9 protein-coding genes are annotated in these 13,732 nt (G+C 70.9%); 4 read left to right on the forward strand and 5 right to left on the reverse strand.

All coding sequences use genetic code 11. The features are described from left to right. Positions 1–36 precede the first annotated feature (36 nt). The 5 genes from MYA_RS20035 to cobA all read right to left on the reverse strand — a co-directional run bounded on the left by MYA_RS20035 (position 37) and on the right by cobA (position 4,199). Positions 37–819 carry a YkgJ family cysteine cluster protein gene (locus MYA_RS20035; RefSeq protein ID WP_041494281.1) on the reverse strand — a complete coding sequence of 261 codons (783 nt, stop codon included), beginning with the start codon at positions 817–819 and terminating at the stop codon, positions 37–39. A 61-nt stretch (positions 820–880) separates the two neighbouring features. Then, positions 881–1,486: a uracil-DNA glycosylase family protein gene (locus MYA_RS20040; RefSeq protein WP_041494120.1), complete on the reverse strand. Its 606-nt coding sequence runs from the start codon at positions 1,484–1,486 to the stop codon at positions 881–883. 112 nt (positions 1,487–1,598) lie between these two features. After that, on the reverse strand, positions 1,599–2,642 hold the full coding sequence (locus MYA_RS20045) for a CmpA/NrtA family ABC transporter substrate-binding protein (protein ID WP_041494282.1): 1,044 nt from the start codon (positions 2,640–2,642) through the stop codon (positions 1,599–1,601). Positions 2,643–2,647: 5 nt separating this feature from the next. Continuing rightward, positions 2,648–3,241, reverse strand: a complete 594-nt coding sequence (locus tag MYA_RS20050) for an ANTAR domain-containing response regulator (protein WP_011882325.1) — start codon at positions 3,239–3,241, stop codon at positions 2,648–2,650. A gap of 187 nt (positions 3,242–3,428) precedes the next feature. Beyond that, positions 3,429–4,199, reverse strand: a complete 771-nt coding sequence (cobA, locus tag MYA_RS20055; protein WP_014724809.1) for a uroporphyrinogen-III C-methyltransferase — start codon at positions 4,197–4,199, stop codon at positions 3,429–3,431. Positions 4,200–4,869: 670 nt separating this feature from the next. Between cobA and MYA_RS20065 the strand changes: the two genes are divergently transcribed. Genes MYA_RS20065 through MYA_RS20080 form a run of 4 tightly spaced genes read left to right on the forward strand, consistent with a single transcriptional unit; the run spans position 4,870 to position 13,400 of the window. Continuing rightward, positions 4,870–6,195, forward strand: a complete 1,326-nt coding sequence (locus MYA_RS20065) for an MFS transporter (protein ID WP_041494122.1) — start codon at positions 4,870–4,872, stop codon at positions 6,193–6,195. Between the two features lie 21 nt (positions 6,196–6,216). Next, positions 6,217–8,790, forward strand: a complete 2,574-nt coding sequence (gene nirB / locus MYA_RS20070; RefSeq protein WP_014724811.1) for a nitrite reductase large subunit NirB — start codon at positions 6,217–6,219, stop codon at positions 8,788–8,790. A gap of 37 nt (positions 8,791–8,827) precedes the next feature. Then, positions 8,828–9,175, forward strand: coding sequence for a nitrite reductase small subunit NirD (nirD, locus tag MYA_RS20075; RefSeq protein WP_014724812.1), 348 nt, complete (start codon positions 8,828–8,830; stop codon positions 9,173–9,175). 16 nt (positions 9,176–9,191) lie between these two features. Continuing rightward, positions 9,192–13,400, forward strand: a complete 4,209-nt coding sequence (locus MYA_RS20080) for a bifunctional nitrate reductase/sulfite reductase flavoprotein subunit alpha (RefSeq protein WP_014724813.1) — start codon at positions 9,192–9,194, stop codon at positions 13,398–13,400. Positions 13,401–13,732: the final 332 nt, after the last annotated feature.

Raw genomic sequence — 13,732 nt, forward strand, 5'->3', positions numbered from 1 at the left:
CGGCTCGACGCTTCGCGCCTCGCTGCACCGGATCGGCTATGCGTCCGGATGGAAGCCGAGATAGCGCACGCGCGGGCCGGCAAGCGCGGCGGCGCTGCGGCTCGCCGCGCCCACCGCCGCGAGCGCGTCGATCGTGGCGGTGCGATTCGACGTCAGCGTCCACTCTGTCGCTTGCGCGTCGTCGGCGGCCGGCGCCGCGCGCACGGCCGTCAGCGCGGCGAGCAGCGCATCCGCGGGCGGCGCATGAACCGCGAAGCCCTCGTTCGCGACGGCCGCCGTATCGATGCCGAGCATCTCGCACAGCCGCGCCCGCAGCGGCGTCTCGGTCTCGCTGGCCGTTCGCGAACGTGCGACGTGCTCGGCCGTTGCCGCGTCGACGAGCGTGCCGCCGCGCAGCAGCGGCGCCTGCTGCCATGCGTCCGACGGGCATTGCTTGCCGGGCGGCGCGAGCGGCACGAACGGGTTGACTTCGGCCGGGTAGATGCGGCATACGAGCGGCCGATCGTCGTAGATCCCGCAGCGGAGGTCGTCGCGCAGGTTGGGGCACGGCCCGGCATGCGATGCGACGAGCACGGCCGTCACACGCAGCGGCAGCGTGCCGCTCGAGGCGGGCGTCGAGCGCGCCCGCTTGTACGCGGCGAACGCGTTGCCGGCCTCGGGCTCCTCGAGCCACGGCATCGCGTCGCACAGCAGTTCGACGTGGCCGCCGCGGCGCAGCCACGCGATCGCTTCGTCGATCGTCAACGGAATGCGCAGGTCGCGGCAGCAGCCGCCGCAGCCGGTGCACGCGAAATCGAGGTCGGCCGGCGTGTCGTTCATGCGCATGTGTCGGGTGCCGCGTTCAAGCGGGAAAGGGTGGCGCCGCAGCCGGCGGCCCGGTTCATGCGTCGCGCGCCAGCAGCGGCGCGACGCGCCGGCGCAGCTCGGGCACGACCTCGGCGTCGAACCACGGATGATGCTTGAACCATCCCTGGTTGCGCGGCGACGGATGCGGCAGCGGCAGCACACCGGGCCCGTAGTCGCGCCACGCTTGCACGGTGTCGGTCAGCGTCGCCTTGCGCGCGTCGCGCAGAAAATGCCGCTGCGCATACTGGCCGATCAGCAGCGTCAGCCGGATCGACGGCAATTCGGCCAGCAGCCGGTCGAGCCACAGCGCCGCGCATTCCGGCCGCGGCGGGTTGTCGCCGCTCGCGCCGCGGCCGGGATAGCAGAAGCCCATCGGCACGATCGCGAAGCGCGTCGCGTCGTAGAACGTGTCGGCATCGACGCCGAGCCAGTCGCGCAGCCGCTTGCCGCTCGCGTCGTCCCACGGGATGCCGCTCGCATGGACGCGCGCGCCGGGAGCCTGGCCGACGATCAGCACGCGCGCGTCGCGATGGGCGCGCAGCACCGGGCGCGGCCCGAGCGGCAGCTCGGCTTCGCATGTGCGGCACGCGCGGATTTCGGTGAGCAGCACGTCGAGCGACGTGCGCGTTCGTTTCGGCATCGATTCGGGAACGGGGACGGAGTGTCGATACGGGTACAGCGGTACGGGCATTGGGCGCCCGCGCATCGCGCTGGGCGGCGGGCCGGCCGCCGCCGCATCTCCGCGGAGGGAGTCAGCGGCCGGCCGTACCGTCGTCGGCGACGGCAGCATCATACAACGCCGTCTGCGCGATCGCCGCGGCGATCTGCGCGTCGTCCTGCGTGCCCTCGAGCATGCCCCAGCGCCGGTATTGCGACAGGAACCACCGCGCCTCCTGCGGATCCGGCCGGTTCACGCCGCCGCCATCGTGGAAACGGATCGGCAGCGGCGGCTGCGCGAACGGGCCGGCGCCGTAGTCGCCGAGCAGGCGCGGCGCGATCAGGCGGGCCGGCACGCCGAGCGCGTCGGGCAACGCGAGCCAGTCGGCGGCGTCGCGGCGGTGCGCCGGGTCGTCGAGCCACGCGCACGCATCGACGACGGTGCGGATCAGCGCGCGCGCGGTCGCCGGATACAGCGCGACGAAATCGCGCCGCGTCGCCAGCACCTTCTCCGGATGATCGGGCCAGATCTCGCTGGTGACGGCGACGGTGCGGCCCGCGCCGCAGGCCTCGGCCACCGCGTGCCACGGCTCGCCGGCGCAGAAGCCGTCGAGTTCGCCGCCCGCGAGCGCGGCGACCATCTCGGGCGGCGGGATCACGACGCTGCGCACGTCGCGCAGCGGATCGACGCCGTGCGACGCGAGCCAGTGGTTCAGCCACATCGCGTGCGTGCCGGTCGGGAAGGTCTGCGCGAGCAGCGGCTTGCGGCCGAGCGTCGCGAACGCGGCGCGGACGTCGCCGCTGGCGCGGTAGGCGTCGGCGAGGCCGCGCGCGAACGTGATCGCCTGGCCGTTGCGGTTCAGCACCATCAGCGCGGCCATGTCGGCCTGCGGGCCGCCGATGCCGAGCTGCAGCCCGCAGACGAGCCCGTACAGCGCGTGCGCGGCGTCGAGTTCGCCGCTCAGCAGCTTGTCGCGCACGGCGGCCCACGACGGCTGGCGGTGCAGCTCGAGCGTCAGCCCGTGGCGCGCGCCGAGATTCAGGCGCTGCGCGACGATCAGCGGGGCCGCATCGCTCAACGCGACGAAACCGAGACGAAGATGCGCGCGTTCGGGCGCGGCGGGAATCGGAGGGTTCATGGTGGTCATTGTGAAGGCGCGTCGAGCAGTTGCCGCGCGACGTCGACGATGCGCAGCCCCTGATCCATCGCGCGCTTGCGCAGCTGCGCGTAAGCATCGTGTTCGGACAGGCTGCGCCTGTCCATCAGCAGGCGTTTCGCGCGATCGATCAGCTTGCGTTCGGCCAGCTCGCGCTCGACGTCGGCGAGCCGGCGACGCAGCGCATCGTCGTGGGAGAAGCGCGCGAGCGCGACTTCGAGAATCGGCGCGAGGCGCTCGGCCGACAGCCCTTCGACCAGATAGGCGCTGACGCCGGCGCCGACGGCCGCATGAATCAGCGCCTGGTCGGCGTCGTGGCTGAACATCAGCACGGGGCGCGGCGCGGTCGCATGCATCACGGCCAGTTGCTCGAGCGTGTCGCGCGACGGTGAATCGGTATCGATGATCACGACGTCGGGGCGCTGCTCCTCGACGGCGGCGGGTAAGCGCGCCGGCGTCGCGACGTCGTTGAGCATCTCGTAGCCGAGGCGTGCGAGCGCGTCGCCGAGCTCGCCGATCGGCTTGTCGGTATCGGTGACGAGCAGCACGCGCAGGCGGGCGGGCGGAACGGACGAACTCATGACGCGAACGGGGACGGACGGGCTTCGGTACAACGGTTGAACGGATCGGCCGACGTCCGCGCGGAGCTTGCCGCAGCGGGCGTAGCGGACGCGTCGAGCACGTCGGGCAAGCCGCACCGGCAGCCGGCGCGAGCGCGCCTGCCGTGAGCGCAATGGTGATGCGGACGATGCCGCGCGGCGCAGCCCATCACGCGGCCCACGACATCGGTGCGGCTGCGGTGTCGGGATCGGTGTCGGTGCGCTGCGCGCACGCTGCACCGATCGCGCCGCCCACGAGGATCACGGCCGGGCTGCCGAGCCGCGCGTCGTCGATGCCGCGCGCGAGGCTGCCGAGCGTGCCGGTCCAGCGGCGTTCGTGCGGCGTGCCGGCCCATTGCACGGCGGCGGCCGGCGTCGCGGCGGGCAGCGCGGCGAGCAGGCCCGTCGCGATGCTGTCGACGCGGCTCATGCCCATATAGATCGCGAGCGTGGTGCCGGTGGCCGCCAGCGCGGCCCAGTCGGGCTCGCCGTGATCCTGGCGGTGCGCGGTGACGAACGTGACGCCCTGGCAATGTTCGCGATGCGTGAGCGAGATGCCGAGGCTCGCGGCGGCCGCGAACCCCGACGAGATGCCGTTGACGATCTCGACCGGGATCGCGGCGGCGCGCAGCGTCGCGAGCTCCTCGCCGGCGCGGCCGAACAGCAGTGCGTCGCCGCCTTTCACGCGCACGACGTGCGCGCCGCGCAGCGCGTAGCGACGCATCAGTTTCTCGATGAACGCCTGCGGCGTGGAGCGGCAGCCGCCGCGCTTGCCGACGCGGATCACGCGCGCCTGCGGCGCAAGCTCGACGATGCCCGGCGCGACGAGATCGTCGAGCAGCAGCACGTCGGCGGCGGCCAGCGCCTTCGCGGCCTTCAGGGTGAGCAGATCGGGGTCGCCGGGGCCGGCGCCCAGCAGCGTGACTTTTCCAGTCGTCATGTCGTGTTCCTGTGCCGCATGCGGCGGCGATAACGCGTTGTTGCTCGCGGCGGCGGGCGGTCGAGGCGACCACGGCGTCCCGCCGTGCCGAGCACGGGCTGGACGCCGTTGTCCACGTCGGTTCTGCCGGCCCCGCCTGGATCGGCCGGGACGGCATGGGGAAAGACCGCCCACCGGCGCCGTTGCCGGTGTCGATAACGGATTCAGCAATAAACGGGCCAAGCGTCGCATCGCGGCCCGCGCCCGCGGCGACGTGCGGCGCACGACGCCGCCGCGGCACGCGAACGCATGCACTCGCATGCGGCGGCGCCGCGCATGCGATGCCCGCACGACGTGCATCGCGACGCACCGGCACGCACCGCGACGTCGCACGGCGATAGTGCTGCAGCGCACCACATCTGTGCCGCGATGCCTCCCGACATATCGCGGCCGGTCCCGCGCAAGGCGGCCGACGGCACCCGGCGAGCCTTGTACGACAGGGCGCTCGCGGCGATTTCGCGTTGCATGGCACGCCGCTTGCGTTAGCTGGCTCGGGCGAATCAACGGCGATTCGTCCGCAGTACCGAATACTGACGCGCCCGGCAACGGGCTTCATGGGCAACGGCGTCCTACACATCGGGTCTCGACGAGATCGGATGTGCAGGACGCCGTTTTTCGTTTGGCGGATGACATGACCGACAAAGCTACCCGTATCGATCTCTTCAGCTTCCGCAGCGCGCCGATGCGTGCGTTCCACATGACGTGGATGGCGTTTTTCGTGTGCTTCTTCGCGTGGTTCGCGTGTGCGCCGTTGATGCCGCTGATCTCGCGCGAATTCCATCTCACCGCGGCGCAGGTCGCGAACATCAACATCGCCGCGGTGGCCGCGACCATCGCGGTGCGGCTGCTGGTCGGCCCGCTGTGCGACCGCTTCGGCCCGCGCCGCGTGTACGTCGGTCTGCTGCTGCTCGGCGCGATCCCCGTGTTCGCGGTGTCGTTCGTGCACGACTACCTGTCGTTCCTGATCTGCCGGCTCGGCATCGGCGCGATCGGCGCCGGCTTCGTGATCACGCAGTACCACACGTCGGTGATGTTCGCGTCGAACGTGGTCGGCACCGCGAACGCGACGACGGCCGGCTGGGGCAACGCGGGCGCAGGCGCGACGCAGGCGATGATGCCGCTGCTCGTCGCGGCCGGCCTGCTGCTCGGCTTCGGCGACGACGCGTCGTGGCGCGTCGCGCTCGTCGTGCCGGGCATCGCGATGCTCGCGATGGCGTGGGCGTACTGGCGCTTCACGCAGGACTGCCCGCAAGGCGACTTCGTCGCGCTGCGCAAGCAGGGCGTGACGGTCGACAGCGGCAAGAAGGGCGGCTGGGCGAGCTTCTTCGCCGCGTGCGGCAACTATCGCGTGTGGATGCTGTTCGTCACCTACGGCGCGTGTTTCGGCGTCGAGGTGTTCATCCACAACATCGCCGCGCTGTACTACGTCGACCACTTCAAGCTGTCGCTGAAGGACGCCGGCTTCGCGGTCGGCCTGTTCGGGCTGCTCGCGCTGTTCGCCCGCGCGCTCGGCGGCTGGCTGTCGGACCGGATCGCCGCGCGGCGCAGCCTCGACGTGCGCGCGACGCTGCTGTGCGCGCTGATCATCGGCGAAGGGCTCGGGCTCTTGTGGTTCTCGCATGCGCAAGGCATCGGCATGGCGCTCGTCGCGATGCTGACGTTCGGCCTCTTCACGCACATGGCATGCGGCGCGACCTATGCGCTCGTGCCGTTCATCGACCGCCGCGCGCTCGGCGGCGTCGCGGGGATCGTCGGCGCGGGCGGCAACGTCGGCGCGGTGGCCGCGGCGTTCCTGCTGAAGGGCGTCGGCGACGTGCAGCACGCGCTGAGCCTGCTCGGGCTCGTCGTCACCGCGACCGCGCTGTGCGCGATGGCCGTGCGCTTCAGCGCAGAACACAAGGCACGCGAGGCCGAGCTGCGCGACCGCGCGCTGGCCACCGCCAATGCCGCGAACTGATCGACCGAGGGAAACGTCATCATGAAACTGATCGTCATCGGCCACGGGATGGTCGGCCACAAGCTGCTCGAATGCCTCGCCGCGCAAGCGGACGCGGCCGGCACGCTGCAGGTCACGGTGCTCGGCGAGGAGCCGCGCCCGGCGTACGACCGCGTGCACCTGTCGGAATTCTTCGCGGGCAAGTCGGCCGACGACCTGTCGCTGGTCGAGCCCGGCTTCTTCGAACGGCATCGGCAGTTCGACCTGCGGCTGAACGCGCGCGTCGCGTCGATCGACCGCGCCGCGCATACGGTCACGCTCGCATCCGGCGCAACGCTCGCGTACGACAAGCTGGTGCTCGCGACCGGCTCGCGGCCGTTCGTGCCGCCGGTGCCCGGCCACGAGCGTGACGGCTGCTTCGTGTACCGGACCATCGAGGATCTCGAAGCGATGCAGGCGCGCGGCGCGCACGCGACGCGCGGCGTGGTGGTCGGCGGCGGGCTGCTCGGCCTCGAATGCGCGAAGGCGCTGCGCGACATGGGGCTCGACACGCACGTCGTCGAATTTGCGCCGCGGCTGATGGCGGTCCAGGTCGACGACGGCGGCGGCCGGATGCTGCGCGCGAAGATCGAGTCGCTCGGCGTGACCGTGCATACGGGCAAGAACACGCTGGAGATCGTCGAGGGCGAGCAGCACGCGCACCGGATGGCGTTCGCCGACGGCTCGCATCTCGATGCCGACATGATCGTGTTCTCGGCCGGCATCCGCGCCCGCGACGAACTCGCGCGCGCGTGCGGCCTCGAGATCGGCCCCCGCGGCGGCGTCGCGATCGACGACGCATGCCGCACGAGCGACGCCGACATCTATGCGATCGGCGAGTGCGCGGCGTGGAACGGCATGGTGTACGGCCTCGTCGCGCCCGGCTACGACATGGCGCGCGTGGTGGCGAAGCAGCTGGGCGGCAAGATGACCGATGCGGCCGATGCCGCATTCGCCGGCGCCGACATGAGCACCAAGCTGAAGCTGATGGGCGTCGACGTGGCGAGCATCGGCGACGCGCACGGCGCGACGGCCGGCAGCCGCACCTACCAGTACGCGGACGAGCGCCGCCAGGTCTACAAGAAGCTGGTGGTGTCCGACTGCGGCAAGTTCCTGCACGGCGCGGTGATGGTGGGCGACGCGACCGAATACGGCACGCTTCTGCAGATGATGCTGAACCGCATCGAGCTGCCGGCGCAGCCGGAGTTCCTGATCCTGCCGTCGTCGGACGGCGCGGCGAAGCCCGCGCTCGGCGTCGACGCGCTGCCGGACGGCGCGCAGATCTGCTCGTGCAACAACGTGTCGAAGTCGCAGATCTGCGCGGCGGTGGCCGACGGCGCGACGAGCCTCGGCGCGCTGAAGTCGTGCACGGGCGCGGGCACGTCGTGCGGCGGCTGCGTGCCGCTCGTCACGCAGATCATGAAGGCCGAGATGAAGAAGCAGGGCCTCGCGGTCAACAATCATCTGTGCGAGCACTTCGCGCATTCGCGCCAGGAGCTGTTCCATCTGATCCGCGTCGAGCGCATCACGACGTTCGACGAACTGCTGCACAAGCACGGTCGCGGCCTCGGCTGCGACGTGTGCAAGCCGGCCGTCGCCGGCATCCTCGCATCGTGCTTCAACGAGTTCGTGCTGAAGAAGGAGCATGCGGGGCTGCAGGACTCGAACGACTACTACCTCGCGAACATCCAGCGCGACGGCACGTACTCGGTCGTGCCGCGCATGGCGGGCGGCGAGGTGACGCCGGAAGGGCTGATCGCCGTTGGCCAGGTCGCGAAGAAGTACGGCCTGTACACCAAGATCACCGGCGGCCAGCGCGTCGACCTGTTCGGCGCGCGCGTCGAACAGCTGCCGTCGATCTGGGAGGAACTGATCGCGGCCGGCTTCGAATCGGGCCACGCATACGGCAAGGCGGTGCGCACGGTGAAGTCGTGCGTCGGCTCGACGTGGTGTCGCTACGGCGTCGACGATTCGGTCGGCCTCGCCATCGACATCGAAAACCGCTACAAGGGCCTGCGCGCGCCGCACAAGATCAAGTTCGGCGTATCGGGCTGCACGCGCGAATGCGCGGAAGCGCAGGGCAAGGACGTCGGCATCATCGCGACCGAGAAGGGCTGGAACCTGTACGTATGCGGCAACGGTGGGATGAAGCCGCGCCATGCCGAGCTGCTCGCGTCCGACCTCGATCGCGCCACGCTGATCCGCTACATCGACCGCTTCCTGATGTTCTACGTGCGCACCGCCGACCGGCTGCAGCGCACCAGCGTGTGGCGCGACAACCTCGAAGGCGGGCTCGACTACCTGATCGATGTGGTCGTGCACGACCGGCTCGGGATCGCGGCCGAGCTCGAGGCCGACATGCAGCACGTGGTCGACACCTACGAATGCGAATGGAAGAAGGCCGTCACCGATCCCGAGACGCGCAAGCGCTTCCGCCACTTCGTGAACAGCGATGCGCCCGACACGACCATCGCGTTCGTCGAGACGCGCGGCCAGATCCGCCCTGCGACGCCCGACGAGCGCCCCGGCGGCAAGCCGGTCGCGATCCCGGTCGTCGCGGAACCCGCCACCGTCTGAGCTGGCCGACGCCAGCGCCTCATTCAAGGAGCCCATCATGAACGATCGTCTTCCGCTGTCCTGGACCCGCGTATGTCCGCTCGACGACATCGTGCCGAACACGGGCGTATGCGCGCTCGTCAACGGCGAGCAGGTCGCCGTGTTCCACGTCGCGCACGCCGAAGCCGGCGGTGTGTTCGCGATCGACAACGTCGATCCGGTGTCGCAGGCCGCGGTGATGTCGCGCGGGTTGATCGGCAGCCTAGGCGAGCGCATCGTCGTCGCGTCGCCGTTGTACAAGCAGCATTTCGATCTGCGGACCGGCGAATGCCTCGAAGCACCCGACAAATCGGTGAGCGCCTATCCGTCGCGGGTCGAGGACGGTTTCGTGTGGATCGCCGCCTGAACGTCACGGAGCACGCATGAGCGCCACCCCCGTCAAGAGCGTGTGCCCGTACTGCGGCGTCGGCTGCGGCATGGTGCTGCACGTCGAGGATGACGAAGTCGTCAAGGTGTCCGGCGACTCCGAGCATCCGACCAACTTCGGGCGGCTGTGCACGAAGGGCTCGTCCGCGCACGTCGCGCTGCGCCGCTCCGGGCGGCTCGATCGCGCGTTCGTGCGGCGCGCCCGCGAGGACGACCTCGTCCCGTTGCCGGCCCGCGACGCGATCGCCGAGACGGCGCGCCGGCTGCGCGCGGTGCTCGACGCGCACGGGCCGGACGCGCTGTCGTTCTATGTGTCGGGGCAGATGTCGATCGAGGCGCAGTACCTCGTGAACAAGCTCGCGAAGGGCTTCGTCGGCACCAACAACATCGAGTCGAACTCGCGGCTGTGCATGGCGAGCGCGAGCACCGGCTACAAGCAGTCGCTGGGCGCGGACGGTCCGCCCGGTTCGTACCAGGATTTCGATCGCGCGAACCTGTTCTTCGTGATCGGCGCGAACATGGCCGACTGCCATCCGATCCTGTTCCTGCGGATGATGGATCGCGTGAAGGCCGGCGCGAAGCTGATCGTCGTCGATCCGCGCCGCACCGGCACGGCCGACAAGGCCGACCTGTTCCTGCAGATCCGGCCCGGCACCGATCTCGCGCTGCTCAACGGGCTGCTGCATCTGCTGCACGCGAACGGCCGCACCGACGCCGCGTTCATCGACGCGCATACCGAGGGCTGGGACGCGATGCCCGCGTTCCTCGCCGACTACACGCCGGAGCGCGTCGCCGAGATCACCGGCCTCGCGCCGGACGACCTGCGCACGGCCGCGCAGTGGATCGGCGATGCGCCGGAATGGACGAGCTGCTGGACGATGGGGCTCAACCAGAGCACGCACGGCGTGTGGAACACCAATGCGATCTGCAACCTGCATCTCGCGACCGGCAAGATCTGCCGGCCCGGCAGCGGGCCGTTCTCGCTGACCGGCCAGCCGAACGCGATGGGCGGCCGCGAGATGGGCTACATGGGCGCCGGCCTGCCGGGCCAGCGTTCGGTGGCGTCCGACGACGACCGCCGTTTCGTCGAAAACCTGTGGCGCGTGCCGGCCGGCACGCTGCGCCAGGAGACCGGCAGCGGCACGGTCGACCTGTTCGAGCGGATGGCGGCCGGCGACATCAAGGCGTGCTGGATCATCTGCACGAACCCGGTCGCGACGGTGCCGAACCGGCAGAACGTGATCGCGGGGCTGCAGGCGGCGGAGCTGGTGATCGCGCAGGACGCGTTCCTCGACACCGAAACCAACCGTTATGCGGACATCCTGCTGCCCGGCGCGCTGTGGGCCGAGGGCGACGGCGTGATGGTCAACTCCGAGCGCAACCTGACGCTGATGCGCGCGGCGGTGGCGCCGCCGGGCGACGCGCTGCCGGACTGGCGCATCGTCGCGGAAGTGGCGCGCGCGATGGGCTTCGGCGCTGCGTTCGACTATGCGTCGGCGGCCGACGTGTTCGACGAGATCGTGCGGTTCTCGAACCCGGCGACCGGCTACGACCTGCGCGGCGCGAGCCATGCGGCGCTGCGCGACGGGCCGGTGCAATGGCCCGTCGCACCGGGCGCCGCGCGCGAGCGGCATCCGATCCGCTATCTGAACGACGGCGTGAGCCAGACGCCGCGGCCCGCGGCCGACGGCGGCGCCGCGCCGCGCATCGCGTTCCCGACGCCGTCGGGCCGCGCGCGCTTCTTCGCGCGGCCGCACGTCGCGCCGGCCGAGCTGCCCGACGACACCTTCCCAATCGTGCTGAACACCGGCCGCCTGCAGCATCAGTGGCACACGATGACGAAGACGGGCAAGGTCGCGATGCTGAACAAGCTGAACCCGCGTCCGTTCGTCGAACTTCATCCGGACGATGCGCGCGCGCTCGGCATCGCCGCGAAGGACAGCGTCGAGATCCGCTCGGCGCGCGGCCGCGCGGTGCTGCCGGCCGTCGTGACCGAACGCGTGCTGCGCGGCAACTGCTTCGCGCCGATGCACTGGAACGACGTGTACGGCGACGAGCTGTGCATCAACGCGGTGACGAACGACGCGATCGACGCGGAATCGCAGCAACCCGAACTGAAATACTGCGCGGTCGCATTGACGCGCGCGGACACCAACGCGTTCGCGCCCGCCGACGACGACACGGCGCGCCTCGATGCGGCCGCATCCGATGCCGCCCACGCAGCCGCCGCAGCCGATGCTCAGGCTGCGCCGGTATCGCTCGCGGCTTCACAGGAATCCGACATGGCAGACCTCGACACTTTCGCGGCGGCGCTCGGCGTGGCCGATCTCGCGCCGCCGCCGCTCTCCGACGCGGAGCGCCTGTACGTGGCCGGCCTCGTCGGCGGGCTGCGGGCGAGCGCGGGCCGCCGCGACGGCGGCGTGCCGGTGCTGCCGGCCGGCGCGCCGCTCACGCCGCCGGTGCGCTACTGGCTCGACGGGATGCTCGCGGGGCTGTTCAGCCGCTCGGCGCCCGCACCCGCGACGGAACGCGCGGCGCCCGCGCTACCGGCCGACGCGGCCGCGCCGGGCGGCGTGCGGATCGTGCGCACGCGGCCGAAGGTGACGCTGCTGTGGGCGTCGCAGACCGGCAACATCGAATCGTTGACCGAGGATTACGCGACGCAACTGATGAACGCCGGCTTCGAGATCCGCACCGCGTGCATGTCCGATTACCCGGTCGCGTCGCTGGCGAGCGCGCAGTATGTGCTGCTGATGACCAGCACGTTCGGCGACGGCGACGCGCCCGACAACGGCAGCGAGTTCTGGGACGCACTGCAGGCGGCCGGCGCCCCGCGCGTCGAAGGCATGCAGTTCGCGGTCCTCGCGTTCGGCGATCGCAACTACGACCAGTTTTGCGGCCACGGCCGCCGGCTCGACGCGCGGCTCGTAGAACTCGGCGCGACTCGGCTGTGTGCGCGCGTCGATTGCGACGTCGAGTTCCAGCGCGACGCGGACCAGTGGCTCGAGCGCGTGGTGGCGCGGATCAAGGAGGCCGACGCGGCGCTGCACGCGGTGCCGAGCGCCGGCGCGAGCGCGTCGGGGCTGCTGCCGAGCAAGGCGCATCCGGCGCCGTCGAAGCTCGTCGCGAACCTGCGGCTGAACCGGCCGGGTGCGGCGAAGGACACGCGCTACGTGTCGCTGTCGACCGAAGGCGCGAACCTCGAATACGAGGCCGGCGACGCGCTCGGCGTGTGGCCGACCAACTGCCCGGAACTGGTGGACGAGCTGCTGGCCGTCACCGCGTTGAAGGCCGACACGCCGGTGTCGGTGGCGGGCGTCGGCGACGTGCGCCTCGCCGATGCGCTGGCGCGCCACTTCGACATCACGCGCCCGCATCCGGACACGCTCGCGTTCATCGCGTCGCGCAGCGCGAACGGCGCGCTCAAGGCGTTGCTCGGCGACGATCGCAAGGCGGACCTCAAGCAGTGGTTGTGGGGGCAACAGCTGGCCGACGTGCTGCACGAGTTTCCGGTCGAGCTGTCGGGCATGGAACTGGTCGGCATGCTCAAGCGCCTGCAGCCGCGGCTGTATTCGATCGCGTCGAGCCCGAGCGCGCATCGCGGCGAGATCCATCTGACGGTGTCGGCCGTGCGCTATCACAACGGCCGGCGCGCGCGCAAAGGCGTCGCGTCGACGTTCCTCGCCGATCGCGCGGACGACGGCCGCGTGCCCGTGTTCGTGCAGAAGTCCGCGCATTTCCGGCCGCCGGTCAACGGCGACGTGCCGGTCGTGATGGTCGGCCCCGGCACCGGCGTCGCGCCGTTCCGCGGCTTCCTGCACGAGCGGCAGGCGCGCGGCGCGCGCGGGCGCAACTGGCTGTTCTTCGGCGAGCAGCACGCGCAGACCGACTTCTATTACGGCGACGAGCTGAGCGCGATGCGCGACAGCGGCTTCCTCACGCGGCTCGATCTGGCGTTCTCGCGCGACCAGGCCGACAAGATCTACGTGCAGGACCGGATGCGCGAACACGGCGCGGAGCTGTACAGCTGGCTCGAGGACGGCGCGCATTTCTACGTGTGCGGCGACGCCGCGCGGATGGCCAAGGACGTCGATACCGCGCTGAAGGCAGTGGTGGCCGAACACGGCGGAATGTCGGACGAAGCCGCGAACGACTACGTCGCGCGGCTCGCGAAGGCGCGGCGGTACGTGCGGGACGTGTATTGAGCGGGTGGGGCGGCGTTCGCGCTTCTCCATCGCACGCGCGGCGGTCGCGTCGAGTGCCGTCGGTCGTGCGAGCCGCATCGACGTCACCGTCGGCGTCGGCCGCCTGCGCTCAAGGGTGCGCCGGCTTGGCGCGGGATACGCGCTGCGTCGTGCCGAGCGCTTCGCGCCCCGTTTTCCGCCGGCCGCGTCGCCGCACCGACGCCGCTCGCGGACCCAGCCGCCGGCAAGAATCTCCCGCCGCACACCCCTCCCGGTATTCTCCTGATGAAAACCCCCGCCGCTTCCCGGTATGATTCGCAGCGCGCATTCTTTTTACGGATTTTTGATGCGCG

Origin of the sequence: Burkholderia sp. KJ006, assembly GCF_000262695.1 — a bacterium.
Taxonomy (GTDB): Bacteria; Pseudomonadota; Gammaproteobacteria; order Burkholderiales; family Burkholderiaceae; genus Burkholderia; species Burkholderia vietnamiensis.

Bases quoted from the DNA above. Each gene is read 5' to 3' on its own strand.
- MYA_RS20035 (WP_041494281.1), bottom strand. From the start codon at position 819: ATGAACGACACGCCGGCCGACCTCGATTTCGCGTGCACCGGCTGCGGC.
- MYA_RS20040 (WP_041494120.1), bottom strand. From the start codon at position 1,486: ATGCCGAAACGAACGCGCACGTCGCTCGACGTGCTGCTCACCGAAATC.
- nirB (WP_014724811.1), top strand. From the start codon at position 6,217: ATGAAACTGATCGTCATCGGCCACGGGATGGTCGGCCACAAGCTGCTC.
- nirD (WP_014724812.1), top strand. From the start codon at position 8,828: ATGAACGATCGTCTTCCGCTGTCCTGGACCCGCGTATGTCCGCTCGAC.
- MYA_RS20065 (WP_041494122.1), top strand. From the start codon at position 4,870: ATGACCGACAAAGCTACCCGTATCGATCTCTTCAGCTTCCGCAGCGCG.
- MYA_RS20045 (WP_041494282.1), bottom strand. From the start codon at position 2,642: ATGAACCCTCCGATTCCCGCCGCGCCCGAACGCGCGCATCTTCGTCTC.
- MYA_RS20080 (WP_014724813.1), top strand. From the start codon at position 9,192: ATGAGCGCCACCCCCGTCAAGAGCGTGTGCCCGTACTGCGGCGTCGGC.
- MYA_RS20050 (WP_011882325.1), bottom strand. From the start codon at position 3,241: ATGAGTTCGTCCGTTCCGCCCGCCCGCCTGCGCGTGCTGCTCGTCACC.
- cobA (WP_014724809.1), bottom strand. From the start codon at position 4,199: ATGACGACTGGAAAAGTCACGCTGCTGGGCGCCGGCCCCGGCGACCCC.